Below are 25,164 nucleotides of genomic sequence, written 5' to 3' on the forward strand. Positions count from 1 at the left end.
GATTTAACTCCACCCCCACAATAGCGGGCTCTTAAATTTAGGTTTACAACTGTCATAAGTGTCATGAATGGCAGCAAATAGTTGCCGATTAGTGACAATTGCTAGCTGTTGACTGCAAGCCAACAGCAGTGCTTTATGGCAGATTTGATTAATCAATCTTGGATAACCTTTGCTTGCTCGCCAGATAGCCTTCTTATGATTGAGAGAAAATAGAGAAGTTTGACCACCGACTTTGCTTAGTCGGTTGTCAATGTAAGCCACGGTCTCGTCAAGAGTCAGTCCGCGTAACTGGGCACTAAAAGTAATCCGCTGGCGAAACTGACGTAAATGATGCTGTGACAGACGTTCATCCAATTCAGGCTGACCAAATATGACCGTTTGCAACAGCTTACACCGTTCAGTTTCTAGATTGCCGAACAACCTCAGCACTTCCAAAGCATCATCACTAAGAGCTTGTGCTTCATCAATCATCACAACAACCTGCTTGCCTTGCGCCGTCAGCTCAATCAGACGCCCCTGAATATCATCAACAATCGATGCTGACTCACTATTATCGATACCCAGTTCACTGGCGACCGCCTTTCGCAACTGCTCTCCATCCAAAGCGGGATTAGGTACAAATACCAATTGGATATGGGGTTCAAACAGCTTTGCCATGACTCGACATATCATGGTTTTACCTGTGCCCACTTCCCCTGTCACTTTGATTAGCCCTTCCCCCATGGCCAGTGCCGCCATGACTGTCTGAATCGCCTCATAATGAGGCTCTAACCCCAAAAACAAGTCTGTATCTGGAGTGAGGTGAAACGGCAAGTGCTCAAAACCAAAGTGTTCGAGGTACATATATACTACTGCCCGTCAGGGAACCACTCTTGCAGCAAATCTCTAGAACGTTCCAGCTCTTTTTGCCAAGTGTTGATACCAACGACTGATGGTTTCAAAAGAATCACCAATTCGGTTTTTTGCGTCAGTTGAGTCGTATTGCGGAACAGATGCCCTAATGCGGGTACATCACCTAAAAATGGCACTTTTGACACTTGCTCAACCGTGTTCGACTTCATTAAGCCACCAATCACTACGACATCGCCATCTTGAGCACGAATCACCGAATCCGATTCTCGAATCGAGCTTGTTGCCAATGGCAAGGTTAGCCGTCTCGAACCGTAATCAATTTCTTTCTGCTCTTGAGTCACATCAATAACAGCAGGATGAACGTGCAATAACACATTACCTTGGTCATCAATCTGCGGAGTGACATCTAACGAAATACCGGAGAAGAAAGGAGTTAGCTCTATGTCTGTTGTGGTATTCGATGTCGAACTGTTCGAATCCGTATTTGCTGAGAAATCAGTGACAAAATAACTGTCCGTGCCTACTTTAATAACCGCTTTCTGGTTGTTGGAGGCCGTCACCCGAGGGCTTGAAAGAACATTCAGATCACCTTGCGTTGCCATAAAGCTCAATACGGCTTCAAAGCTACCGCTCGAAATAACCAAATTAGACTGACCGCCTAACAAGGTGCCAATCGTATCTAAGCCGGGCAAAGGAAAAGGCAAACCATTCGAGTCTTTGACCGTAGAGCCCTGACCTAAAGTGTAATTCGTCCCGTTTGATGTAAAGGCTTTCGACCAGTTTATTCCTTGTTGATAGCCATCACTCAAGGTCACTTCCAAAATCTTTGCTTCCAAAATAACTTGTCGGTGCATACGTTGCTGGGAGACCATTAAGAAGTTGCGAATTTCTCTAATCTCATCAGGATAAGCTCTGACGGTAATCACACTCGCCTGAGGGCTCACCACAACACCTTGTCCATTACCAGAACCAATAAGTTGTGAAACCGCACTTTCTAATTGAGGCCAAAAATCACTTTCGTTAGTCGTTTCAATCTCCGTTCCACCTCGAGTCGAGTTAGTCGAGTTACTGCTTGATGAGTTCGAGTTTGAATTAGAATTGGATGAGTTGTTCGACGAACTGTTATCGGTATTCGTAATCGTACCGGTTGAAATCGAGGTAAGTGAACGACCAGAACGCTTGAACTGTAAGTAATCAACCGGAATAGTCACCGTTCGTAACCCCGCAGGATAAACCTGAATTACGTTACCTGACTTAGTCACTTCGTAGCCATACATGTCTTGAACTACCGATAGCACCTCATCAAGAGAAACATCACTCAGATTAACTGTGATAGAACCGGTCACCTTGGGGTGGATAGCGGCGCTAAATTCCGTTCCTTTAACCAAGCTGGTAAAAAAAGCTTTTGCTTCGACGCCATTAGCCTTGATTCGAAAACGTTTTATGGTCTTGCTTTCTGTTATGTCGTCATTGGCAAGTTCCGGCATCAAGTCAGCCTCAACAGAAGGCGGCAGAGTTTCAAGGCTGCGGCTATTTTGCTCATTGATCGCTTGATTGAGAGTGCTTTTCGCTTCTATCGGATCGCGATGTCCCATGGAGCAACCAGCCAATATAGATGTAATCGTAATTGCGATAGCGAGTTTACGCATATGTTTCCACTGACCTTACTGTTTAATTTCCATAGAAAAGAGTTCTAATTTCCATTGCTGTTCACCGTGAGACAAAATGACAGCATCTGACTGGACTTGATTAATTCGGTAGCCATTAATTTTCTCCCCCATCCCTCTTACCTGACCAGCAAGAGTCGCTAAACAATCTTGCTCACCAGAACAGACGATAGCTTGAAGCTCCGGTAGGGGTGGTCGCACCTTTTGCTTAGGTTTCTCACCCGCAGGCCGTTGAGCTTCCCAACCCAGAGGTGCCGTCGGATCTTGTGCTGACCAAACAGTCGTTGAAATAAGCATGCATACTGCAAACAGCCACTTTCTATCCACCAATAAACTCCTGTCTGGAACCTAGGGTATACACTTCAAGCACTAAACGGGCTTCAGGATACGCTTCAACCGTGTATCGAAAGCTTCGCCAGTAGTATTTCATCGGTAAGTTCTCTAGCGTATCTAAATACTCAACGATGGCAAAATAGTTCCCCGTCACTTCGAGTCTGACTGGATGTAAGTAGTAACTGGACAGGGTTTCTGATTGTTCATTACTTACTATTGGCTCAGCTTGCATTGATTCGAGCGCGACCAGCTTTAAGCCTTTTGTCTCTGATAAGACATCTTCTAGCAGTAGCGCCATCTCGCTCGGTGAAATCAGATTCTCAACGATCTCTGCAAGTTGCTCAGATAAACTCTGGCTTTCAGACATCAAACGCTTGAACTCCAGATTGAGTTCTTGGTCTGGATCCTTTTTAAGTTTAGCCGTCATTAATAATATGTCGGCCTCTAAACGTTGTGCATCGAGCTTAGTGGCAGTGATCTGTTTCATCACCGCTTGATTGTTTTTTAAGACCGGCTCAACCAATACAACATATATTCCTAGTCCAAACACCACGACGCCACATAGAGCGACCAGCCATTTCTCCCGCTGACTTAACTGAGCAAACTTGTCTTGCCACTGTTGCCAATACTGCTGCATTATTCGCTCTCCTGAGTCGTCTTTAGTTCAAACGTGATAATGCCTTGTTCATTGCGACCTATTTTGAGTTTTTCAAACGTCCTCCCTACGAGGTCTAACTCAGATTTGAATTGATTTACCCAATTAGGGATCGCTTGCGGATTTCTGGCTAAACCAACCAGATCAAGCGTGACGGCATCAATGGAGATCTCACTCAACGAAATATCGTTGCGACCTAAAGCCGCCAAAGAACGCATCACACCCGAATAACCAACTTGCTGAGTTTCATCAAACTCGCTGACCGCTTTGAGAGAGTTTCGTTTTGCTTCTATTTCTAGCTTTAACCTTGCTACCGCAGCAACTTTGGCCGGGGTCGGTTTATGCTGACTAAGGCGTTGGTTCAACACCGCGGTTTGTTTTTCAAACTCTGCGACTTGTGACCGATATAATTGCAGTTCTTGAGTTAACTGCGTTTTCTGGTACACCAATGCGGCACTGCTGAGCAAAAGAAAGGCACTTAACACTCCCCAGATGAGCACAACATTGCGTAGGGTGAAATAGTCTTGCTTCGTTTTGAACTCTTCAGGGAACAGGTTGATCTGTGCATTTTGAAAATTTTGAACAATTCCAACCAGAATTTCTCCGGATTGCTGTCCCAACTCCGACAGCTGCGAGACTTTTACGCTAAGCGTGTCGTTTAAAGCGTCAACGATTTGCTGCTGCTCTTCATCATCACAACAGATGTACATTTGGTGCAGAGAAACAGTGCGTAACTGTGACGAAAGGTAATCAATCGAACGTTGCAACTCTAGTGCGATACCATCTAGCTGTAAGATACTACTGGCAACGCCCGTCAATGGTGAGGCAATGCCTCGTATTGTACGTTGGAATGCACATTGCGACTCCACAAATGCACTGACTCTGAACTGACTTTGCCTGCTGCGTTGAAGTAATAAGAAGTTTTTATTCTCACTCGCATGCCCCCAGACTTCGTCCTCAACCATAATTCTCGACAACTCTATGTTGAGTGATTTGAGACCGTGATATAAGTTGACTACTGCACTGCGCGAAAATACATAGACTTGCAGTTTACTGCTGTTAGGCAGAGCCACAGCGTCTGCCACAATATCGGTCACTCGTTCGCTAACAAGATCTTTGAGTAAGAATGGCAAAGCCCCAGCAAGTTCGTTTTCTGGAACACTTGGCTTTTCTATCTGGTAGGTTTGGTACAGGTTGGAGTCGAGCACGACATCAAGCACAACCTCAGACACATTCGCATCTCGCAAAGCATCCAATAATGTTTCATGCCACGTAGAGCCCTGATAAGGAACCGACAATGCTAACTCTACACCAGGCAATGATGAAAAATAGAGTGCACTCGGCTGAACAACAACGCTCAGACGCTTTGCCGTTTCTTTACTGCGCTTAAATTTGCTAATCAGTGATTGAATGTTCATTCTGCTCTATGTTCTTCTCCAGCGATTGCGCCGACCAGCTTGTACTTTGTTCGAAGATGGACTGACATTCATGCTGCTAGCTGCAAGTGGCAGCATCTGTTTCTCAGCACATAAGTAGCGACCCTGTATACCGTGCACGCCCAAATCTAAAATCGTTTTATGTTCTTGCTTATTATCGACACCAACGGCGATTACCTGAGTTTTAAGTCCATCACACGCCCCCATTAGACTGCGGACAAACAACTGGTTTTCATGCCGTTGATCGATCTTTTTAATTAAACTTCGATGGAGCTTCAAGTAACTGACAGGTAGCTCTTTAAGGTAATGGGTACTGACAATTGAACGGCCAGCTTGCCCTACTGCCACTTGGCACCCTAAACCGGCAATCATCTTGCTCACTGGACGCATGTAATCCAGATGCTTAACCAAACGGGCTTCAGCAAATTCAAATATTAGCCTCGCTCTTTGCTCCGACGGCAATTGCAGGAGTTCATCTCTGAACCACTTGAAGTAACCTCGGTCGGCAAATGGAACAACATGCAAATTGATGGCGTAAGTTGCTGAATCGTTTGACTGAGCGAGGTAGCGCCTAATTGTCGTGATTGTCGCCGTATCAAGTCGAGCTTCGTAGCCCACTGATTCTATTGCTGAATTAAATCGCGACGCCTTAATCACTCCCTTATCTGGGTCATTAATGCGTGCAAACAGCTCAAAATGGTCAACTTTCTTATCTTGCTGCTGGTTCAGGAGATAGCAAGGCTGGGAGAATATGTACAGGTTCTCAGGCTTTAGCACTACATCAAACAAAGTTCGCCAACGGACACTGCCTCGTTCTTCGTCTGCTTCAATGTGTTTTTGAAAACGACTCCAAGTATTGATGCCTTGCAATTGTGCACTTTTTAACGCTGTTTCAGCTTCATCAATAATTCGCCCTTGGCTCTCTGCCTCACGGTACATACTGACACCAATATGCACCCAATTATCGGTTTCAAGAGGAGAAGGAGGATCAAGTTTGGCTAACTGTTTTAAACAATGGCCAGCCATATTTGACACTTCTTTAGTCGACAAATTAGGCGCAAAAATAGCAAAATCCGAACTGTAATAACGAGAGAGGATCACATCTGGATATCTCTGTATCACATTATTCAGTCCTTCACCCACTTCAATGAGAAAGTCGTTCGCCACCTGCTTACTTTGCTCAACTTGAATCACTTCCCAGTCATCTACCCGAATGATCAACACGCCACCATGGGATCCATGTTCAGACAAAGCCGCTTCCAATTTGCTATCGAATAGCACTCGATTGGCCGCCCCCGTTAACTGATCCAAGAAGGTCTGCGAGCGAATAAAGGTATCAAAACGACTTCGCTCCTGACGCGCATCTTGAAGTTCTTCTATAAGTCGATCGAGTGCTTCACTAGCAGTATAAGGCCACTCTTTGACATCGCCTTGCGCATACTCCTCTACTCGACCCGCTAATATCATTCGGCCACGCTCTTCAAGCAGTTCAGAGCCATGCAGTTGCTCCTTAAGCCACTTAAGACCACGATGCAGACAGAAGACGATCAGTGCAACAGCTAAGGTAATCGACCACAGTGCTTGCATTGAGTATCCATAACCAATATACGGTGGGACCGCTTTAAAACGAATGCTATAGCCGTCATTGCGATCCAAGGTGTATTGAGTCTGATATAGCAGAGAGGCGTCTATTTTAGAAGTTGTGTCTTTGAATCGATAAATCACACCGTAAGACGAGTGCAACTCCATCTCGACAATGTTCGAGGCTTGAAGCATTTTTGGCATCCATCGCTGGAGAGAATAGGCCGCATCTGGGTCTTCCATCTCTTTATCGACAACTTCAACAATGCCTTTCAATGAGTGCTCTAGATATTCTTGACCCAGTTGTTTAAACGACAGTGTCCCACCAAGAAATAGAATAAACATCGCACTCGTGACAATGACAGTCACAAAGGCAACGAGTCGAGTACTCAATTTTAAGGTAGGCGTGTACCTCATGGATAAAGAATTCCTTTTCTCAACGTATGATTCAAATTTTCAGGATGCTAATAGATAAACAGTCACTTAGCTAGCATTCCTTACCCAGCAATTAGGGGGATTTCGTATGTGATATTATTTACTATATAAAAAAGCCGCGACTTGCGCGGCTTTTTTTCAATAACAAGCACTTAGAATGGGATGTCGTCATCAAAATCCATTGGTGGCTCATTGTATTGAGGCTGAGCTTGTTGTGGCTGTGACTGTTGCTGATATGCAGGCTGTTGTTGCATTGCAGGTTGCTGTGGTTGTCCCCAACCACCTTGTTGTGGCTGTGATTGACCCATACCTTGCGCAGGAGCACCACCTTGAGCACGACCGCCAAGCATTTGCATTACGCCATTGTAGCCCTGAACAACGATTTCAGTTGTGTAACGGTCTTGACCATTTTGATCTTGCCATTTACGCGTCTGAAGTTGACCTTCAACATAAACTTGAGAACCTTTACGAAGATACTCACCCGCCACTTCCGCAAGTTTGCCAAATAACGAAACACGGTGCCATTCCGTTTTCTCACGCTGTTCGCCAGTCGCTTTATCGCGCCACGATTCAGACGTTGCGATAGTGATATTTGCTACTGCACCGCCGCTAGGCATGTAACGTATTTCTGGGTCTGAACCCAGATTACCTACTAAAATAACTTTGTTAACTCCACGGCTAGCCATGTTTCGCTCCGTCTAAATTGGTAATGATAGATAAATAGCGCAATAGGATAACACGCTTTACGCTCGGGACAAATTCCTCGACTGACAATGTATCGTCGTCGCTCTAAGTCCAACAACTCTAAGTCTTTTTTTAGACCCCTCTTCAGCTCCCCTTCTCCTGAGTAATTCATGAATTACTTTTTGTCATGAATTTTAACGCAAACTGCACACCTCGATTCGCACTGATGGTTTCGTTGCAGCACTCTATGTGTGCACTAATGCAAATACACAGGATTTAAAAAATGAACAAAAAAATATACACCAGAACCATTCACTTTTTATCTGAAGACGTCACTGCCACTAATCCATTTATTGATAAGCTTGAGCAACAGTTAGAATTGACCATACCTCGAATGCAACCTAATGATCTGCTTATCGCACTTCAACGGCACAAACACCGAATTTTATTAATTGATCACTACGCTTATACTAGGCTCAAAAGCCAGATTCGCGATCTTCCACTAGCCGATAAGTCATTTGAAACGATCATTTTCAATGTGACACATCCGCTTTCAACCGATGAAGTTCTTGCTTTTGGTCACCTTAAAGGCCTCTTCTATCAACAGGATTCTATTGAGCACATCGCCAAACGCTGCAAAGATATCATCAATGGCGAGAATTGCTTGCCAAGCAAAGTATCTGCACAACTGCTCTATTACTATCGCAGTGTCGTCGACAGTCAGACCGCACCCGCAACGGTTGATCTCACGATTCGTGAACTGCAAATTTTACGCTGCCTGATCTCTGGAGCGTCTAACATACAAATTGCTGAAGATATGTTTATTAGTGAATTTACCGTAAAGTCTCATCTGCAAAAGATCTTCAAAAAATTGTGTGTGAAAAATCGTGCTCAGGCTGCATCGTGGGCTAGACAACATATGAATCCCAACTACTAAGTCACATAGTTAAAACGAATTCAATACGAATACTGGCGTATTCATTATCTATTTAGTTAAAGCATGGTATTGTTGCGCCAGTCAGGAATTCAGTAAAAAAATTGAAAGGTTTAATCATGATCAAAAAGTGCCTTTTTCCGGCCGCCGGTTACGGTACACGCTTTCTACCAGCGACGAAATCAATGCCAAAAGAAATGATGCCAGTGGTCAATAAACCACTGATTGAATATGGCGTCGAAGAAGCGATTCAAGCAGGTATGAACGGGATGTGCATCGTCACTGGACGTGGCAAACACTCCATCATGGATCACTTTGATAAAAACTATGAGCTAGAGCATCAGATCAGCGGTACCAATAAAGAAGATTTATTGATCGATATCCGTGACATTATTGAGACCGCCAACTTTACTTACATTCGTCAACGTGAGATGAAAGGCCTTGGCCATGCCATCCTTACTGGTAAAGAACTGGTTGGTGACGAACCCTTTGCCGTCGTACTCGCCGATGACCTGTGTGTCAATGAACAAGAAGGTGTTCTCGCGCAAATGGTCGCCCTATTCAAGCAGTTCCGCTGTTCTATCGTTGCCGTTCAGGAAGTGCCAGAAAGCGAAACTCACAAGTATGGTGTGATTTCCGGTGAAATGATCAAAGACGACATCTTCAGAGTTGATGACATGGTTGAAAAACCTGAGCCAGGAACAGCGCCAAGTAATTTAGCCATCATTGGCCGTTATATTCTTACGCCAGATATTTTTGAGCTGATTGAAAATACCGAACCAGGCAAAGGTGGTGAGATTCAAATCACCGATGCGTTGCTTAAACAGGCAAAAGCAGGTTGTGTTCTGGCATACAAATTCAAAGGTCAACGATTCGATTGCGGAAGCGTTGAGGGTTACATCGAAGCAACGAATTACTGTTTTGAGAATCTTTATCTGAAAGACACAAAAAAATCTGAGCTTGGTAAGCAACACACCACCAAAGAAGACGTATAACCCGCCTTTTACAAAGATTAAGGCAGCTATCGGTAGCTGCCTTTTTGTTACTGTTTTTTTATCCAGTATTTTTCTTTGCACATTTCTCACTCTATGTAATACTTAGCCGACTTGTTTTTGCATAGAGTAATCAAGATGGATCAGATTGAAATCCGTGGTGCCCGCACCCATAACCTAAAAAACATTAACCTAACGATTCCACGTGACAAGTTGATTGTGATTACTGGTCTATCTGGTTCCGGTAAGTCATCTTTAGCTTTCGATACACTCTATGCCGAAGGTCAACGTCGATATGTCGAGTCACTCTCTGCATACGCTCGTCAGTTCTTATCCCTGATGGAAAAGCCCGATGTCGACCACATCGAAGGGCTATCACCTGCGATATCGATTGAGCAAAAATCAACGTCACATAACCCTCGCTCTACCGTAGGTACGATTACGGAAGTCTATGATTACCTCAGACTCCTTTACGCGCGAGTAGGTGAACCTCGCTGCCCAGAGCATAAAACGCCTCTAACGGCACAGACCGTCTCTCAGATGGTGGACAAGGTTTTAGAACTTCCTACTGGCTCAAAAATGATGCTACTCGCTCCTATCGTCAAAGAGCGTAAAGGCGAACACGTCAAGACGCTGGAGAATTTGGCGGCACAAGGTTTTATCAGAGCTCGTATCGATGGAGAGACCTGTGATCTTTCCGATCCTCCGACTCTTGAACTGCATAAAAAACACACCATTGAAGTCGTCGTAGACCGCTTTAAAGTCCGTGATGATATTCAGCAACGACTGGCTGAATCGTTCGAAACTACCCTTGAACTCTCTGGCGGCATTGCCGTGGTTACTTCAATGGATGGAGACGGTGAGGAAATTGTCTTTTCGGCTAACTTTGCCTGCCCACATTGTGGCTATAGCATGCAAGAGCTTGAACCACGCTTGTTCTCATTCAATAACCCAGCTGGTGCGTGTGGTACCTGTGATGGTTTAGGTGTACAGCAATATTTCGACCCAGCTCGAGTCATTGTTGATGATTCACTAAGTTTGGCTCAGGGCGCTATTCGTGGTTGGGATCAGAAAAACTACTATTACTTCCAGATGCTTTCATCACTTGCAGATCACTATGGGTTCGATCTGCACGCACCATTTAATTCTCTGCCGAAAAAGACCCGGGACATTATTTTAACTGGCTCAGGTCGAACTGAAGTCGAATTTAAGTACATCAATGATCGTGGTGATATTCGCGTGAAACGTCATCCGTTTGAGGGCATTCTCAATACCCTTGAACGTCGCTATCGTGATACTGAATCGAATGCAGTCCGTGAAGATCTGGCGAAATACATTTCGACAAAAACATGTTCAAGTTGTGATGGCAGCCGCCTAAGACTGGAAGCTCGCAATGTCTTTATTGGTGATACCACCCTTCCTGAAATCGTTGAGTTAAGTATCGCTGAAGCATTGGAGTTCTTCGCAGGTCTAACCCTGTCCGGACAAAGAGCACAAATTGCCGATAAGGTAATGAAAGAGATTAACGACCGTCTGCAATTCCTTGTGAATGTCGGACTGAATTACCTCAACTTATCCCGCAGTGCGGAAACGCTCTCTGGGGGAGAAGCACAGCGTATTCGACTCGCTAGCCAAATTGGCGCTGGGCTTGTGGGTGTCATGTATGTTCTTGATGAACCTTCGATTGGTCTACATCAGCGAGATAATGAACGCCTGCTTAAAACGCTCACACATCTGCGTGACCTAGGAAATACCGTATTAGTTGTCGAGCATGACGAAGATGCTATCCGCATGGCTGACCACGTCATAGACATAGGTCCAGGGGCTGGCGTTCATGGTGGTAACGTGGTGGCAGAAGGTACCATGGAGCAAATTCTTGCCAACCCAGACTCTTTAACAGGTCAATACCTTAGTGGCGCAAAACAGATTGCGCTACCTCAAACTCGTACCCCAAGAGACCCGAAAAAAGTTGTCGAGTTGATTGGTGCATCGGGTAACAATCTGAAAGACGTTTCTCTAGAAATTCCGGTGGGTCTATTTAGCTGTATCACTGGGGTTTCGGGGTCAGGTAAATCTACCCTGATTAACGACACCTTCTTTAAAATTGCTCATACGCAACTCAATGGAGCTACGACTGCAACCCCTGCTCCCTACAAAAAAATAAAAGGGTTAGAGCATTTTGATAAGGTGATTGATATTGACCAAAGCCCTATCGGACGAACTCCTCGTTCAAATCCAGCGACTTACACTGGGATTTTTACGCCAATACGTGAGCTATTCGCTGGTACTCAGGAATCACGTGCTCGTGGTTATAAACCAGGACGCTTCAGCTTTAACGTGCGAGGAGGTCGCTGCGAAGCCTGTCAGGGAGATGGGGTAATTAAAGTTGAAATGCACTTCCTTCCAGATGTCTATGTTCCATGTGATGTGTGCAAAGGGAAACGTTATAACCGAGAAACCTTAGAAGTGCGCTATAAAGGAAAAACCATTGATGAAGCGCTAGAGATGACGGTTGAGGATGCTCGCCAGTTCTTCGACCCTGTTCCTGTTATCGCCCGTAAGCTCCAAACCTTGATGGATGTGGGACTCTCCTACATCCGTTTAGGGCAAGCTGCCACGACTTTATCTGGCGGCGAAGCTCAGCGAGTCAAACTGGCGCGTGAACTCTCGAAGCGAGATACCGGGAAAACGCTCTACATTCTCGATGAGCCAACGACAGGCCTTCATTTCCATGATATTCAGCAACTGCTGAATGTATTGCACCGTTTACGTGACCATGGCAATACTGTGGTTGTCATCGAACACAACCTAGATGTCATCAAGACCGCCGACTGGATTGTCGACCTCGGTCCTGAAGGTGGTCAAGGGGGTGGTGAAATTATCGCTACAGGGACACCAGAAGATGTGGCACTTGTCGAAGGCTCTCATACTGCTAGATTCCTAAAACCTATGTTAAAATAACCACTAATTGTGAGATTGATAGAGCAGTGACCTTGCATCACTGGTCTATTATTTGAGGTGTTATGATTTATGGCGACGGTACACGTAACAGGGACAGAACTTGAGATCAAGGCACCTAAACTCCCATTAATCAAGCCTTTCCTAGTATCACTAGGATTTGTATTTCTCGTAGCTATGCATTTTTTTATGCCGAATCCTGGTGGTTCAGGCCTCGCCTTGTCCTTCAACGCAACAACTTGGCTGGCAATCAGTGTTTCACTCGCTATCGGTTTATACCAATTAGGCACTACGGGCTACCTAAGATACAACAAGCTCACTATTGGATTATTTATTTGCTGTGTAATGATGACTGTGCCCATCTTTTATACAGGGTCTAAGCCCGCTCTTGTCGCCATTAGGTTAGCGGGGCTTTGGGCTGGTTTCTTACTCTTTTTTGTCCTGCAACAGTTTCGATTCAGTAATAAGCAGAAACAACGTTTACTCTGGTTTATTACGATTGCTGTTTTTATTGAATCCCTATTCGGTTGGGCTCAATTTTTGCTGCTACAACCGGGCAATATTTTCGGCTATGACACTGAAATAAATCGTCCATATGGGATTTTTCAGCAACCCAATGTGATGGCGAGCTTCCTTGCTACAGGCTTAGCTCTTTCTGGCTATTTACTCACTCGCCAGCCAACCAAATACCAACGCCACATTAGCGAAGTAACGTTACTCTATCTCATGCCGCTACTTTGCGTGCCACTGCTTATCGTGCTCGGTTCACGAACAGGATGGCTAGCCGCGCTTTTATCAACGCTGCTGGTTCTTCCTTATGTTTATCGTTTTGCAACTAAAAAGCGATTTATAGGTTGGACTGTATCCATTTTATTGGGGGTAGGTCTAGGATTTAGTTGTTTGACGATCCCATCAGAACAAGCGCCAATTGCTCTTGAAAAAATGCATCTGCAAAGCCCAAGACAATATACCTTTCCACAAGCTTTGGACATGCTGATTGAAAAGCCATTTACTGGCTATGGCTACGGTCGATTCGAGCCTGAGTATCTTGTTTACACCGCCCGCCAGCATCAACTCAATCTCAGTTATAAACCTGGGTTAGCTTCAATGGTTCACCCACACAACGAACTCTTGTATTGGGGGGTGGAGGGGGGCTTATTGCCGCTACTTGCGATTCTTCTTGCTGCTCTCTTCGTTCTGGCACGCCTATATCAGGCAAAGAAAGGGACTCGTTTAGCTATGTTTGCCCTATTCGTGCCCATCGTGTTGCACAGCCAGCTGGAATACCCTTTTTATCACTCGGCGATTCACTGGATCGCATTCATCATTCTGCTCTACTGGGTTGATCAACGCGCATGTCATTATCGACAAGCTTCGTTGAGTATCATCTCCCAAAGCACGCTGCGTGTTTTAAGTTTAGTCATGCCCATCGTGTCTGGGTTTTACTTAACCACAACTCTTCATACCAATTATGTCCTTACTGGTTTTGAGCGTTCTCAACCAAAGAACCCTGATATTCTTAATCAGGTGTCTAACCCAGTGGTGTGGCAAGACAGGTATAACTGGGACATCTACAGCACGTTTCTCAATATTGGTTTGATGACGCAGCAAGATGAACTCATTCAAGCTTATGTTGACTGGTCACTGAAAATCATTCGAGATAAACCTAGACCTGCTTTTTACAACAACCTGATCTTGGCATATTTGGGCTTAGGGGAAACGATCAAAGCAGAGCAAATTCGTAGCGAAGCTCAGTTTTTGTTCCCTGACATAAATTTCTCCGACGTTCACTATATTCCACCAGACATAGACGCACTAAAAGCAGACCGAACAAACCAGCCGCAATAAAAAAGGCGACCCGAGGTCGCCTTAAATAAAGATGGCTGCTACTGAGTAAGAGCCTCTTCAAGTGCTCGTAAACACAGAGCTACATTCTCAGCACGAGCCCCATAGCCCATCAAACCAATGCGCCACGCTTTACCAGCCAAAGCACCCAGACCTGCACCAATCTCTAAATTGTAGGTGTCTAGAAGGTGGGTACGAACTTTTGCTTCATCAATGCCTTGAGGAACATAGATTGCGTTGAGCTGAGGAAGGCGAGAGCTTTCCTCGACGACAAATTCGAAACCAAGTTTTTCCAAACCTTGTTTCAACTTTTCGTGCATAGCACGGTGACGAGCCCATGCTGATTCCAACCCTTCATTTTTCAGGATCAGCAATGCTTCATGAAGTGCATATAAGCTATTTACTGGCGCTGTATGATGGTAACTGCGTTTACCTTCTCCGCTCCAATAGCCCAACACTAAGCTTTGATCAAGGAACCAACTTTGCACTGGCGTCGTGCGTGACTGAATCTTCTCAATAGCAGCCGGTGAAAAAGTCACGGGAGACAATCCAGGTACACATGAGAGACACTTCTGACTTCCCGAATACACGGCATCAAGCTGCCATTCATCCACTTTAAGTGGCACGCCACCAAGGGAAGTCACGGCATCAACAATAGTTAGCACGCCATATTGCTTAGCGAGCTTACCTAAAGCTTCAGCATCACTGCATGCTCCTGTGGAAGTTTCAGCATGAACAAACGCTAGCACCTTAGCATCAGGGTTTGCTTTCAATGCCTGCTCGACTTTATCGATAGAAACAGGCGCCCCCCATTCATCATCGACAACTTCGGCTACACCACCAGCACGAATAACGTTTTCACGCATACGTTCGCCAAACACACCATTTCGACAAACAATCACTTTCTCGCCAGCTTCGATTAAGTTGACAAAACAGGCTTCCATTCCCGCACTGCCCGGAGCAGAAACGGCAATGGTAAACTCATTTTCCGTCTGAAACGCATATTTAAGTAGTGATTTAAGCTCGTCCATCATCGCGACAAACAATGGATCTAAATGCCCAACGGTTGGACGACTCAAGGCTTGTAAAACTTGTGGTGAGATATCTGAAGGGCCTGGTCCCATCAGAATACGGTGGGGAGGAATAAAACTTTGAATCGTCATTGGCAGCTCCTTTTGAATTATATTTTTCGTTCTATCTTTACTCATCAAACCACCTTAATCCAATTCTGGCTCTGCGACAATTAGCCCAAAGTCGTGAGGTCAAACCAGTGTCACAAGTTTGTTAAATTATAAATGCCATAAAGTTACAGATAGTCATTGACATAACTCACAGAAACACGTTCAATGCAGATTATGTGGTGGATATTTATGCCACATAGCAAATTATTTTGCAGAAGAGGAGCACTGCCCAGGTAGATGTGTTGTGGAGCCACAACTCCAAAACAACGCTTTGAGGGGGAGCAGTGCCGAGATGGATTCAAATTGTCGGTTTGAATCTATCGGTTGTTAGGGTTGAATCCCTGCAACTGTCATCAGCCCTGTCTGATGATGAGCTTCTGAGGTAAATCATTCAAATATAGACCTCTCTTTCGCTCGAATCTCTTCATCAAAGCAAAACATTGGATGTTGGTATAGCTACCAAAATTTTTTATTTCAGGAAGCCTTGGGAGAAATGCTGTGAGCAGTTTTAATGTAGCTAAATTTGGTGGGACAAGTGTCGCTAACTTTGAGGCGATGAGCCACTGTGCTGCAATTATCGAAAACAATCCAAACACCAAACTCGTTGTAAGCAGCGCATGTTCTGGTGTGACTAACCTATTAGTTGAACTTGCCAACGGCGTTCAAGACCAAAGTCGACGCAATCAAGTTCTTGTTGAACTCGCTGAAATTCACGACGCCATTCTAAGCCAGCTAGAAGATGCAACTCAGACTGCGACTGAGGTTTATTCAATCCTCGATACGATTACTAGCTTGGCTGAAGCGGCATCGATTCAATCTAGCCACAAACTTACCGATCACCTCGTGGCTTGTGGTGAGCTGATGTCAACACATCTGCTCACTCAACTGATGAAAGAGCGCGGCATCAATGCGGTTCGTTTTGATATTCGTGATGTTCTTCGTACAGACAACCATTTTGGAAAAGCAGAACCGGTATTGGAACAAATCAGCGCCTTAGCCAAACAGTTACTGGTTCCGCTATGCCAAGATTTTGTTGTGATCACACAAGGCTTTATCGGTTCCGATGACGAAGGTAACACCACGACATTAGGCCGAGGTGGCAGTGACTACAGTGCAGCATTGATTGCCGAGGCCGTAGAGGCGTCAGGGCTGGAAATCTGGACAGACGTTCCAGGAATTTACACCACTGATCCACGAATCGCGCCAAAAGCATCGCCAATCCCAGAGATCAGCTTTAGTGAAGCTTCAGAGATGGCGAACTTTGGTGCCAAGATCCTGCACCCATCAACACTGGTACCCGCTTTGCGCCACGATATCCCTGTTTTCGTCGGTTCATCGAAAGAGCCAGAGAAGGGCGGCACCTGGATACGTCATCAAGTCGAAAGCTCACCACTATTCCGTGCATTGGCTTTGCGCAACAACCAAACCATGGTCACGCTGCGCAGTGCCCAAATGTTCCACGCGTACGGCTTTTTGGCGAAAGTATTCGAAATACTGGCGAAGCATAAGGTATCCGTCGATCTCATCACGACATCAGAGATCAGTGTTTCTCTAACTCTTGATCAAACGGGAACATCGGGTGGCGCACCACAATTACCCGAATCAGCGCGTGTTGAACTGGAAGAGCTTTGTAGTGTAGAGGTTGAGCATAATCTTAGTGTCGTCGCTCTGATCGGTAATAACATGAGTGAAAGTAAAGGTTACGCGAAGCAGGTATTTGGTACTTTGGAGGACTTGAACTTACGAATGATTTGTTACGGCGCAAGCCCGCACAATTTATGTTTCTTGGTCAATGAATCCGTATCACGTCTCGCCATTCAAAAACTGCATGCGGAGTTGTTTGAAAAGTAGCGAGGAAATCTTGAAGGGTTGGCACACTATACCAACCCTTCAAGCTCAAAGGTTTACCTTATTCGCCCGCGACTTTCATCGATTCAAGCAAGATTGACCCAGTCTGGATTTGGGAGCGAGTTTCAACATCATTGCCCACCGCAACAATCTGGTTAAACATCTCTTTCAAGTTGCTCGCAATGGTGATTTCAGACACCGGATATTGAATCTGACCGTTTTCAACCCAGAAGCCCGCAGCACCACGAGAGTAATCGCCAGTGACAACATTCACGCCTTGACCCATTACTTCGGTGACCAATAACCCCGTGCCTAGCTCTTTCAGCATTTGATCGAAGTTCTGACCTGTCGATTTTACAAACCAGTTATGGATGCCACCAGCATGGCCTGTTGGCGTCATGTTCATCTTACGTGCTGCGTAACTAGTAAGAAGATATGTTGCAAGTACACCATCGGTAATGATTTCAAGATCTTGAGTGAAAACCCCTTCACTATCGAATGGCGTCGAGGCAAGACCTCGAAGAACGTGAGGGCGCTCCGAGACACTAAACCACTCAGGAAGAATCTGTTTGCCAAGATGATCAAGTAAGAATGACGATTTACGGTAAAGATTGCCTCCACTGATCGCCATCACGAGATGCCCTAACAATCCAGTGGCAACGTCAGCAGCGAACATAACTGGGTATTTACCTGTTTTCATTTTTTGTGCATCAAGACGGCTGACCGTTTTCTCAGCCGCTTTCTGGCCAACCACTTCTGGCGTCCATAAATCATCTTTATGGCGGGCGACGGTATAGCTGTAATCACGTTCCATTTCGCCATTACGCCCCTGTCCAATCACGCAACAGCTCGTACTGTGTCGGCTAGATGCATAACTCGCCAATAGGCCGTGGCTGTTACCATAAACTTTCAAGCCGTAGTGGCTGTCATAGCTTGCACCATCACTCTGTTTAATCTTATCGCTGTAAGACAAAGCCTGTCGCTCAGCAGCAATCGCGATTTGCGCAGCAACATCAGGATCAGGCGTATCAGGGTGGAACAGGTCAAGATCTGGGATTTCTTTAACCATCAATTCTTTAGGCGCTGGCCCTGCATACGGATCTTCCGATGTGTACTGAGCAATATCAAGCGCAGCAAGTACGGTCTGTTGAATCGCCTTTTCGCTCAAGTCAGATGTTGACGCACTGCCTTTGCGTTGATTGCGATATACCGTAATACCTAGAGCACCATCGCTATTAAACTCAACGTTCTCCACTTCGCACATACGAGTCGATACACTTAAGCCCGTCGTCTTGCTTATGGCCACTTCTGCAGCATCAGATTTCTCTGCTGCCATTTCCAGCGCTTTTGCCACTGCTGCTTCTAACTCAACTCTTTGTTGAGCAACTTGCTGTCTTACGTCCATATTTACTTAATTTCTCAAAATCAATTGCCATTAGAATAACAAGAATTTCGCTTTCTCCCCACGATTCTTGTTAAAATAGAGAAATAGATGTTCAAATAAGGCAGAAAGATGGCACGTAAGAATCAAAAAGCGCCATGGGAAGAGGAAGAAGAGATCATTTGGGTTAGTAAAACCGAAATGAAACGCGATATGGACGAGCTTCAAAAGCTGGGTGAAGAACTCGTTAGCCTGAAACCTTCGGTGCTTGAAAAATTTCCACTCAGTGAAGACCTTGCAGACGCAATCAAAGACGCGCAACGTTTCAAAAATGAAGCTCGTCGTCGTCAGCTTCAGTACATTGGTAGACTGATGCGTTTAGAAGATCCAGAGCCGCTGCAAGCTGCACTGGATAAAGTACGAAACAAACACTCTCAAGCAACCGCAGAGTTACACAAACTTGAGCTGTTGCGCGACCGTATCATCGAGAAAGGGGATGCTGCTATCAATGATGCAGTAGAACTATATCCCGATGCGGATCGTCAGCGTCTTCGTCAGCTAGCGCGTCAGGCAACAAAGGAAAAATCAGCGAATAAACCACCAAAGGCATCTCGCGAAATTTTTCAAATGTTAAAAGCATTAAATGAAGCGGCGAGCTAATTAGCCTCTGCAATTAAACGCACTCTAAAGGCCGATGTCATCCATCGGCCTTTTTGTTAGAGCTATTCCCCTGCTCTAACAAAATCACTCAACGATACATTTTGATGCTGTGACGATAACTCCGTTATCTTGCCCGTCACTTCCACTTTTCCATTAGCAACATAGATAAAATCACTACCAATTGCTCTGGCATCACTAATATGATGAGTCACCATCAGTACGGTAATTTGTCGCTCTCTTGCTAAGGTTTTAACCAGTCCCAGCATTTCCTCACGTAGAATCGGATCGAGAGCTGAGAAAGGTTCATCAAGTAACCAGATGGGATGAGGCTGGACGAAGCTACGAGCCAACGCAACTCGCTGACGTTGACCACCGGAGAGTTGCTCTGGTAAACGCTCAAGGTACTCCTCAACGCCAACCTGCTTAGCCGCTTGTTCCACCTGTTTATTCTGCTCGGCAGTCAATTTCAAGCCAGGGTGTAAGCCCAATGCAATATTCTGCCTTACTGTTAAATGAGCAAATAAGTTGTGTTCTTGAAACAACATAGCAAAAGGACGTTGATGAGGTTCTTGCCCCACAAGATTGGCACCGTTTACTTCAATCCGCCCACTACTAGGCTCAATAAAACCCGCAACTAAGGCCAACAGTGTCGATTTACCAGCACCACTAGGCCCCATCAAAGCCACAACAGAACCTTGTGCGACACTCACATCAAAATGAAACAACTCATCATGGTAGTAATAATCGACTTTAGTCAGCGCTAACATAATTTACCTTTGAATTCGCTTTAAGCAGTTTCTCAATCACAGCAAAACAACCGACACTGAGCATTAATAACGTTAAGGAGACTACCGCTGCAGCGTCCATTTGATAGCTACCAAGGAGTTGGAAAAGATACAGTGGTAGTGTGCGAAATTCTTGGCTACCAAACAAGGCAATCGCGCTTAGATCACCGATGGCAAACATAAAGCTAATTGCAAATGCATGGGCGAGCGGCTTCTTGAGCGCTTTCCATTCGACAACCCGAAAACGTTGCCACCCTTTCATTCCTAGACTGGCACATACATATTGGTATTGCTGTTCTATATGCAGCATCGGCTGAGCTAATGTTTTTATCACATAAGGCAGCCCCATCAAGGCATTCACAGCTACGACAACAAAGAACGCAAGGCTAAACACATCGGTAAAACTGCGCAGTAATAGAAACACACCTGTTGAAATCACTAGCCCTGGTGTGACAAGAATAATCGTCCCGATCAACTCTATATGATCCGCGCTCTTTTCCCGTTTATTGAGCCTTAACCTACGGCTAGTAATCAATATCGAGACACCCGCTATCACCGCAACAAAGCTAGCCAGCGTTGCAACTTTTACCGATGCCCATAACGCCAACCAAAAACGGCCATCGCTAAATATCTCTAGCGCCTGCTGATTGAGACCACTCAACACCACCATCAGTAACGGAGGCAAAACAAGTAACATCGCAGCACATATCCACCCCCAGTCCCAACACTTAGATGCCCGAGTGTCTTTACATAGATAGACATATCTAGACTGGCTACCTGGCGTCACCGCCATAGGTTTAGCTAAGCGTTGAATAGCCAAAGCCATAACACCACACAACATCATCTGCCAGATCGCCAGCAGAGCACCGGCCTGTAAGTCAAAATCAAATTTAATCGCTTGATAAATGGCAAGCTCAATAGTGGTTGATTTTGGGCCTCCCCCTAATGCCATTACTGTTGCAAAACTCGTAAAGCAAAGCATAAAGACCAAACCACTGACATGTGGGAGCTGTTGTCGAATACGGGGCCATTCAACCCAACGAAATTTGTCCCAGTGCCCCATCCCGAGGTGAGCACAAAGCTTATGCTGTTGCTGAGGAATCGAATCTAAAGCTTGTAATAACAGACGGGTTGCGTAAGGAAGATTAAAGAACACATGGGCAAGCAAAATACCATTCAACCCATAAATCGAAAATGGGAGTTTACTGTCTAAACTGGTAAATAACTGAGCCACTAAACCACTATTACCATAAATAGCCAGTAGCCCAAAAACACCAACCAGCACAGGTAAAACGAGCGTGGTCGCAAACAGCTTGAGTAATAACGCTTTGCCTAGGAACTGTCGACGCGAGAGCGCGTGCGCCACAGGAATCGCCAAACCTACACTGATCACAGTCGAAAGGAATGACTGGTAGAAGCTGAACTTGGTAACATGACGATAGTAAGGATCACTCCAAACATGACTCACATCGAGAGTTGGCGCATTGACCAGCAATGCACCTAAGGCAGAAATAACAAAGGCCGCGATAAATATCGCGACCCAAATGCCTATTTTGGGAATGTTACGCAAAAGACAACCTTAGAAAGTTAATGCGCTTTGCCACTCACGAATCCATGACTTGCGATTATCCGCCACTTCATCAGCACTAAAACCGAGAGCTTTGCTTGGTACTGTCAGAGTCTCAAAACCTTTCGGTAATGCAACTCCCGTTACTGGATACATCCAGTTACCCGTTGGCATCGCCGATTGGAAACCGTCACTGAGGATAAAATTCATAAACTCATCAGCAAGCTGTTCGTTTTTTGAACCCTTAACTTTGGCTGCCACTTCCACTTGAGTGTAATGACCTTCAGCGAAGTCTGCTGCCGCAAATTTCGCGTCGTTCTCAGCAATCAAATGATAAGCAGGTGAAGTGGTGTACGAAAGAACCAAATCAGATTCACCCTCAAGGAACATCGAGTACGCTTCTGACCAGCCTTTGGTTACGGTAACGGTTTTTTTCGCTAACTTTTGCCATGCCTGAGAAACGTCATCACCGTAGACGGACTTCATCCATAACATTAAACCTTGTCCCGGCGTTGAAGTACGTGGGTCTTGGTAGATAACTTTAAGATCTTCACGAGATTCAACCAACTCTTTCAAGCTCGTAGGTGGATTCGCCAATCTTTCCTTGTTGTAAACAAAAGCAAAATAGCCAAAGTCATAAGGAACAAAGGTCTTGTCATCCCAGCCATTCGGCAGAGTCACAGCACTGGTATCGACATTATGTTGGCTAAGCAAACCCGTTTTCTTCGCTTCTGCCATTAAATTGTTGTCTAACCCCAAAACGATGTCCGCTTTGCTGTTTTCCCCTTCTAGACGTAAGCGATTTAGTATCGATACACCATCATCTAACGCGACAAAATTAACGTCACAGCCACACTGTGCTTCGAATGCTTTTTCTACCGTAGGGCCTGGACCCCAATCTGCGGCGAAGGAATCGTAAGTGTAAACAGTCAAGGTTTTGTCTGCTGCAAGAGCAGAAAAGGACGTTAGGCTAACAACAGCCAGAGTACTGATTGAAATGGTATTTAGAGTGGTTTTCACTGCTCGCTCTCTCCTTGTATGAGCGGCACAGGCTTGAGGGACAATGTGGTTAAGGATGTCCAGACTCAATTCCTACGCCAGCATTATCTGGTTCAGGTACACGGGTCCCGAGCAAAGCTCGATCTCAGCTGAGTCCAATATAAATGGCCTCTATCGCTCCCCGATGAGTAACGGACAAATTGTAATAGTTATGTGACTCAATAGCTAGAGTTGATGAGAAGAACTCTTAACTACGTTGGTCATATCCCCAACGCGGTACCAAGCCCTGCTCAATGCCAAGATGATCTAAAATACGTGCGACCATAAAATCGACAAGATCTTCTATCGAATTGGGTTGATGATAAAAACCTGGAGCCGCAGGCATAATCGTGACACCCATCTGCGACAATTTGAGCATGTTTTCCAAATGAAGAGTCGAAAACGGAGTCTCCCTCACCACCAAAAGAAGCTGTCCACGCTCCTTCATCACCACATCCGCTGCTCGCTCGATTAGATTATCCGACATCCCATGTGCAATCGCGGCTACACTACCGGCTGAGCAAGGACACACTACCATCTGTTTTGGTGCCGCAGATCCCGAAGCAACAGGAGAAAACCAGTCATCCTTGCCGCAGACAACCAGTTTTTCTCGGGCACATTTAAAATGGTCAACCAACGCTTGCTGTGTCGCTTCAGGGTGAGCGGGCAATTTCAGATCATGCTCGGTAGCGAGAACCACACGAGCGGCAGACGAAATCAGCAGATAAACTTGATAGTCCGCAGCAAGTAAGCACTCTAACAGCCGCAATCCGTAAGGCGCACCGGATGCTCCAGTAAAAGCTAAAGTGATGGCTTTATGTTGTTTGTTCATTCTTTAAAACTACGTTATTGAGCCAGTTTATCCACCAGCTTAGTGTGAATACCTTCAAAGCCACCATTGCTCATCACAAGAATGTGATCACCCGCTTTCGCACTCGTCACGATCTTCTCCACAAGTTCATCAATCTGTGCGCTCACTTGGGCAGGTTGGTGGCACTGATTGGCTACATCTTCCACCGACCAATCAATGTTGTCAGGCTGGTAAAGAAACACTTCGTCAGCGGTTGCCAATGATGCCGCTAAGGTTTCCTTATGAACACCACGTTTCATCGTTGCGCTGCGCGGTTCCAATACCGCAATAATTTTCTCTTTGCCGACCTTGTTACGTAATCCACCTAGGGTAAGTTCAATTGCGGTAGGATGATGAGCAAAATCGTCGTAGACGGTCACACCGTTCACTTCACCTTTCAGTTCCAGACGACGCTTAGTATTAATAAATTTAGCCAATGACTCACAGGCCAAATCTGGTGTCACTCCGACATGGCGCGCCGCTGCAATCGCCATCAAGGCATTATCGACGTTGTGGTCACCAACCAAGTCCCATCGAACAATACCCACTTCTTCGCCTTGGAAGAACACCTTAAACTGAGACCCATCTACAATCAGCTTCTCAGCCTGCCAATCGCCCTCTTCACCGCTAAATTCAGTCTCACTCCAGCAACCGCGTTCTAATACATCGGCAAGATCAGCATCTTGCTTAGGCGCGAGAATACGACCATTTCCAGGAACGGTACGAACAAGGTGATGGAATTGTCGCTTAATCGCTTCTAAATCATCAAAGATATCCGCATGATCGAACTCAAGATTGTTCATCACTAAAGTGCGTGGGTGGTAATGTACAAACTTAGAACGCTTGTCAAAAAAAGCACTGTCGTATTCATCTGCTTCGACGACAAAAAAGACACTTTCGCCTAAACGTGCTGAAACACCGAAGTTTCCTAGTACGCCACCAACAAGAAATCCTGGCTGATAACCACAGTCTTCTAAGATCCAAGCAAGCATGCTCGAAGTCGTTGTCTTGCCATGTGTACCCGACACCGCTAGCACCCAACGGTCATGGAGTAGAAACTCTTGCAACCATTGCGGTCCAGAAGTGTAACGAATTTGGCTGTTTAGCACGTACTCAACGCACGGATTACCTCGACTCATTGCATTACCGATAACAACCAGATCCGGTGCTGGGTCAAGCTGATATGGGTCAAAGCCTTCTATGATTTCAATACCTTGCGATTCCAGCAACGTACTCATCGGTGGATAAACATTCGCGTCACTACCTGTCACTTTGTGTCCAAGCTGACGAGCGAGTATCGCTGCGCCACCCATGAAGGTGCCACATATTCCCAAGATATGAATGTGCATAACTGACTTTGTCCTAGGCAAAAATTATCTGTTCATTATGGCGACAAAGCACTGAAAAGCGAACTACTTTGATCACCAATAATGATGTTAACCCATTCAGTTGATTACTCTTCATCCACACAAACTGGCGCGG

At 45.5% G+C, this 25,164-nt stretch carries 20 protein-coding genes and 2 riboswitches; of the genes, 6 read left to right on the top strand and 14 right to left on the bottom strand.

Annotation, left to right across the window (positions count from 1 at the left end):
- Positions 1-3 precede the first annotated feature (3 nt).
- The 7 genes from ACQEXT_RS10580 to ACQEXT_RS10610 all read right to left on the bottom strand — a co-directional run bounded on the left by ACQEXT_RS10580 (position 4) and on the right by ACQEXT_RS10610 (position 7,645).
- On the bottom strand, positions 4-843 hold the full coding sequence (locus ACQEXT_RS10580) for an ExeA family protein (RefSeq protein ID WP_426951973.1): 840 nt from the start codon (positions 841-843) through the stop codon (positions 4-6).
- A 5-nt stretch (positions 844-848) separates the two neighbouring features.
- Positions 849-2,501 (bottom strand): pilus (MSHA type) biogenesis protein MshL, encoded by a 1,653-nt coding sequence (mshL, locus tag ACQEXT_RS10585; protein ID WP_426951975.1) that lies wholly within the window; start codon positions 2,499-2,501, stop codon positions 849-851.
- A 15-nt stretch (positions 2,502-2,516) separates the two neighbouring features.
- Entirely contained in the window at positions 2,517-2,846 is a 330-nt protein-coding gene (locus tag ACQEXT_RS10590) for an MSHA biogenesis protein MshK (RefSeq protein ID WP_426951976.1), read from the bottom strand.
- Positions 2,839-3,489 (bottom strand): type II secretion system protein GspM, encoded by a 651-nt coding sequence (gspM, locus tag ACQEXT_RS10595; protein WP_426951978.1) that lies wholly within the window; start codon positions 3,487-3,489, stop codon positions 2,839-2,841. The genes ACQEXT_RS10590 and gspM overlap by 8 nt, the downstream gene beginning before the upstream one ends.
- Positions 3,489-4,925, bottom strand: coding sequence for an MSHA biogenesis protein MshI (locus ACQEXT_RS10600; RefSeq protein ID WP_426951979.1), 1,437 nt, complete (start codon positions 4,923-4,925; stop codon positions 3,489-3,491). The genes gspM and ACQEXT_RS10600 overlap by 1 nt, the downstream gene beginning before the upstream one ends.
- A 6-nt stretch (positions 4,926-4,931) precedes the next feature.
- Positions 4,932-6,941 carry an RNase E specificity factor CsrD gene (gene csrD, locus ACQEXT_RS10605; protein ID WP_426951981.1) on the bottom strand — a complete coding sequence of 670 codons (2,010 nt, stop codon included), beginning with the start codon at positions 6,939-6,941 and terminating at the stop codon, positions 4,932-4,934.
- A 170-nt stretch (positions 6,942-7,111) separates the two neighbouring features.
- Positions 7,112-7,645 (bottom strand): single-stranded DNA-binding protein, encoded by a 534-nt coding sequence (locus tag ACQEXT_RS10610; RefSeq protein ID WP_269377940.1) that lies wholly within the window; start codon positions 7,643-7,645, stop codon positions 7,112-7,114.
- 281 nt (positions 7,646-7,926) lie between these two features.
- Between ACQEXT_RS10610 and ACQEXT_RS10615 the strand changes: the two genes are divergently transcribed.
- From ACQEXT_RS10615 to ACQEXT_RS10630, 4 genes are all read left to right on the top strand, one after another.
- A complete protein-coding gene (locus ACQEXT_RS10615) occupies positions 7,927-8,580 on the top strand; it encodes a response regulator transcription factor (protein WP_138973842.1) in 654 nt (217 codons plus the stop codon).
- A gap of 116 nt (positions 8,581-8,696) precedes the next feature.
- A complete protein-coding gene (gene galU / locus ACQEXT_RS10620; protein WP_138973843.1) occupies positions 8,697-9,572 on the top strand; it encodes a UTP--glucose-1-phosphate uridylyltransferase GalU in 876 nt (291 codons plus the stop codon).
- A 135-nt stretch (positions 9,573-9,707) separates the two neighbouring features.
- Positions 9,708-12,530: an excinuclease ABC subunit UvrA gene (gene uvrA, locus ACQEXT_RS10625; protein ID WP_426951982.1), complete on the top strand. Its 2,823-nt coding sequence runs from the start codon at positions 9,708-9,710 to the stop codon at positions 12,528-12,530.
- Between the two features lie 69 nt (positions 12,531-12,599).
- A complete protein-coding gene (locus ACQEXT_RS10630; protein ID WP_426951984.1) occupies positions 12,600-14,375 on the top strand; it encodes a PglL family O-oligosaccharyltransferase in 1,776 nt (591 codons plus the stop codon).
- Positions 14,376-14,413: 38 nt separating this feature from the next.
- On the opposite strand, the gene ACQEXT_RS10635 is transcribed toward ACQEXT_RS10630, so the two are convergent.
- On the bottom strand, positions 14,414-15,535 hold the full coding sequence (locus tag ACQEXT_RS10635; RefSeq protein ID WP_331417564.1) for an alanine--glyoxylate aminotransferase family protein: 1,122 nt from the start codon (positions 15,533-15,535) through the stop codon (positions 14,414-14,416).
- Positions 15,536-15,760: 225 nt separating this feature from the next.
- Positions 15,761-15,938, top strand: a riboswitch (Lysine riboswitch).
- A gap of 113 nt (positions 15,939-16,051) precedes the next feature.
- Here ACQEXT_RS10635 and lysC point away from each other — a divergent pair.
- Positions 16,052-17,404 carry a lysine-sensitive aspartokinase 3 gene (gene lysC / locus ACQEXT_RS10640; RefSeq protein WP_426951985.1) on the top strand — a complete coding sequence of 451 codons (1,353 nt, stop codon included), beginning with the start codon at positions 16,052-16,054 and terminating at the stop codon, positions 17,402-17,404.
- Positions 17,405-17,462: 58 nt separating this feature from the next.
- On the opposite strand, the gene pmbA is transcribed toward lysC, so the two are convergent.
- On the bottom strand, positions 17,463-18,806 hold the full coding sequence (gene pmbA / locus ACQEXT_RS10645; protein WP_426951986.1) for a metalloprotease PmbA: 1,344 nt from the start codon (positions 18,804-18,806) through the stop codon (positions 17,463-17,465).
- Between the two features lie 108 nt (positions 18,807-18,914).
- On the opposite strand from pmbA, the gene yjgA reads away from it, so the two are divergent.
- On the top strand, positions 18,915-19,442 hold the full coding sequence (gene yjgA / locus ACQEXT_RS10650) for a ribosome biogenesis factor YjgA (RefSeq protein ID WP_426951987.1): 528 nt from the start codon (positions 18,915-18,917) through the stop codon (positions 19,440-19,442).
- A gap of 62 nt (positions 19,443-19,504) precedes the next feature.
- Here yjgA and thiQ read toward each other — a convergent pair whose 3' ends face one another.
- The 5 genes from thiQ to mpl form a co-directional block, all read right to left on the bottom strand.
- Complete coding sequence (gene thiQ / locus ACQEXT_RS10655) at positions 19,505-20,209, bottom strand: thiamine ABC transporter ATP-binding protein (protein ID WP_426951988.1); 705 nt, start codon at positions 20,207-20,209, stop codon at positions 19,505-19,507.
- Positions 20,193-21,797: a thiamine/thiamine pyrophosphate ABC transporter permease ThiP gene (thiP, locus tag ACQEXT_RS10660; protein ID WP_426951990.1), complete on the bottom strand. Its 1,605-nt coding sequence runs from the start codon at positions 21,795-21,797 to the stop codon at positions 20,193-20,195. Before thiP ends, thiQ begins: the two co-directional genes overlap by 17 nt.
- Positions 21,798-21,806: 9 nt before the next feature.
- A complete protein-coding gene (gene thiB / locus ACQEXT_RS10665) occupies positions 21,807-22,814 on the bottom strand; it encodes a thiamine ABC transporter substrate binding subunit (RefSeq protein WP_426951991.1) in 1,008 nt (335 codons plus the stop codon).
- A 52-nt stretch (positions 22,815-22,866) separates the two neighbouring features.
- Positions 22,867-22,987, bottom strand: a riboswitch (TPP riboswitch).
- A 53-nt stretch (positions 22,988-23,040) separates the two neighbouring features.
- Positions 23,041-23,664: a flavin prenyltransferase UbiX gene (locus ACQEXT_RS10670; RefSeq protein ID WP_426951993.1), complete on the bottom strand. Its 624-nt coding sequence runs from the start codon at positions 23,662-23,664 to the stop codon at positions 23,041-23,043.
- Positions 23,665-23,678: 14 nt separating this feature from the next.
- Positions 23,679-25,031 carry a UDP-N-acetylmuramate:L-alanyl-gamma-D-glutamyl-meso-diaminopimelate ligase gene (gene mpl / locus ACQEXT_RS10675; protein ID WP_426951994.1) on the bottom strand — a complete coding sequence of 451 codons (1,353 nt, stop codon included), beginning with the start codon at positions 25,029-25,031 and terminating at the stop codon, positions 23,679-23,681.
- Positions 25,032-25,164 lie beyond the last annotated feature (133 nt).

It is taken from the genome of Vibrio sp. TRT 29B02 (genome assembly GCF_050113655.1).
Classification (GTDB): Bacteria; Pseudomonadota; Gammaproteobacteria; order Enterobacterales; family Vibrionaceae; genus Vibrio.

What these genes read in the sequence shown, in the direction of transcription:
- ACQEXT_RS10580 (WP_426951973.1), bottom strand. Translation starts at nt 843, where the DNA reads ATGTACCTCGAACACTTTGGTTTTGAGCACTTGCCGTTTCACCTCACT.
- mshL (WP_426951975.1), bottom strand. Translation starts at nt 2,501, where the DNA reads ATGCGTAAACTCGCTATCGCAATTACGATTACATCTATATTGGCTGGT.
- gspM (WP_426951978.1), bottom strand. Translation starts at nt 3,489, where the DNA reads ATGCAGCAGTATTGGCAACAGTGGCAAGACAAGTTTGCTCAGTTAAGT.
- ACQEXT_RS10600 (WP_426951979.1), bottom strand. Translation starts at nt 4,925, where the DNA reads ATGAACATTCAATCACTGATTAGCAAATTTAAGCGCAGTAAAGAAACG.
- csrD (WP_426951981.1), bottom strand. Translation starts at nt 6,941, where the DNA reads ATGAGGTACACGCCTACCTTAAAATTGAGTACTCGACTCGTTGCCTTT.
- ACQEXT_RS10610 (WP_269377940.1), bottom strand. Translation starts at nt 7,645, where the DNA reads ATGGCTAGCCGTGGAGTTAACAAAGTTATTTTAGTAGGTAATCTGGGT.
- ACQEXT_RS10615 (WP_138973842.1), top strand. Translation starts at nt 7,927, where the DNA reads ATGAACAAAAAAATATACACCAGAACCATTCACTTTTTATCTGAAGAC.
- galU (WP_138973843.1), top strand. Translation starts at nt 8,697, where the DNA reads ATGATCAAAAAGTGCCTTTTTCCGGCCGCCGGTTACGGTACACGCTTT.
- uvrA (WP_426951982.1), top strand. Translation starts at nt 9,708, where the DNA reads ATGGATCAGATTGAAATCCGTGGTGCCCGCACCCATAACCTAAAAAAC.
- ACQEXT_RS10630 (WP_426951984.1), top strand. Translation starts at nt 12,600, where the DNA reads ATGGCGACGGTACACGTAACAGGGACAGAACTTGAGATCAAGGCACCT.
- ACQEXT_RS10635 (WP_331417564.1), bottom strand. Translation starts at nt 15,535, where the DNA reads ATGACGATTCAAAGTTTTATTCCTCCCCACCGTATTCTGATGGGACCA.
- pmbA (WP_426951986.1), bottom strand. Translation starts at nt 18,806, where the DNA reads ATGGACGTAAGACAGCAAGTTGCTCAACAAAGAGTTGAGTTAGAAGCA.
- yjgA (WP_426951987.1), top strand. Translation starts at nt 18,915, where the DNA reads ATGGCACGTAAGAATCAAAAAGCGCCATGGGAAGAGGAAGAAGAGATC.
- thiQ (WP_426951988.1), bottom strand. Translation starts at nt 20,209, where the DNA reads ATGTTAGCGCTGACTAAAGTCGATTATTACTACCATGATGAGTTGTTT.
- ACQEXT_RS10670 (WP_426951993.1), bottom strand. Translation starts at nt 23,664, where the DNA reads ATGAACAAACAACATAAAGCCATCACTTTAGCTTTTACTGGAGCATCC.
- mpl (WP_426951994.1), bottom strand. Translation starts at nt 25,031, where the DNA reads ATGCACATTCATATCTTGGGAATATGTGGCACCTTCATGGGTGGCGCA.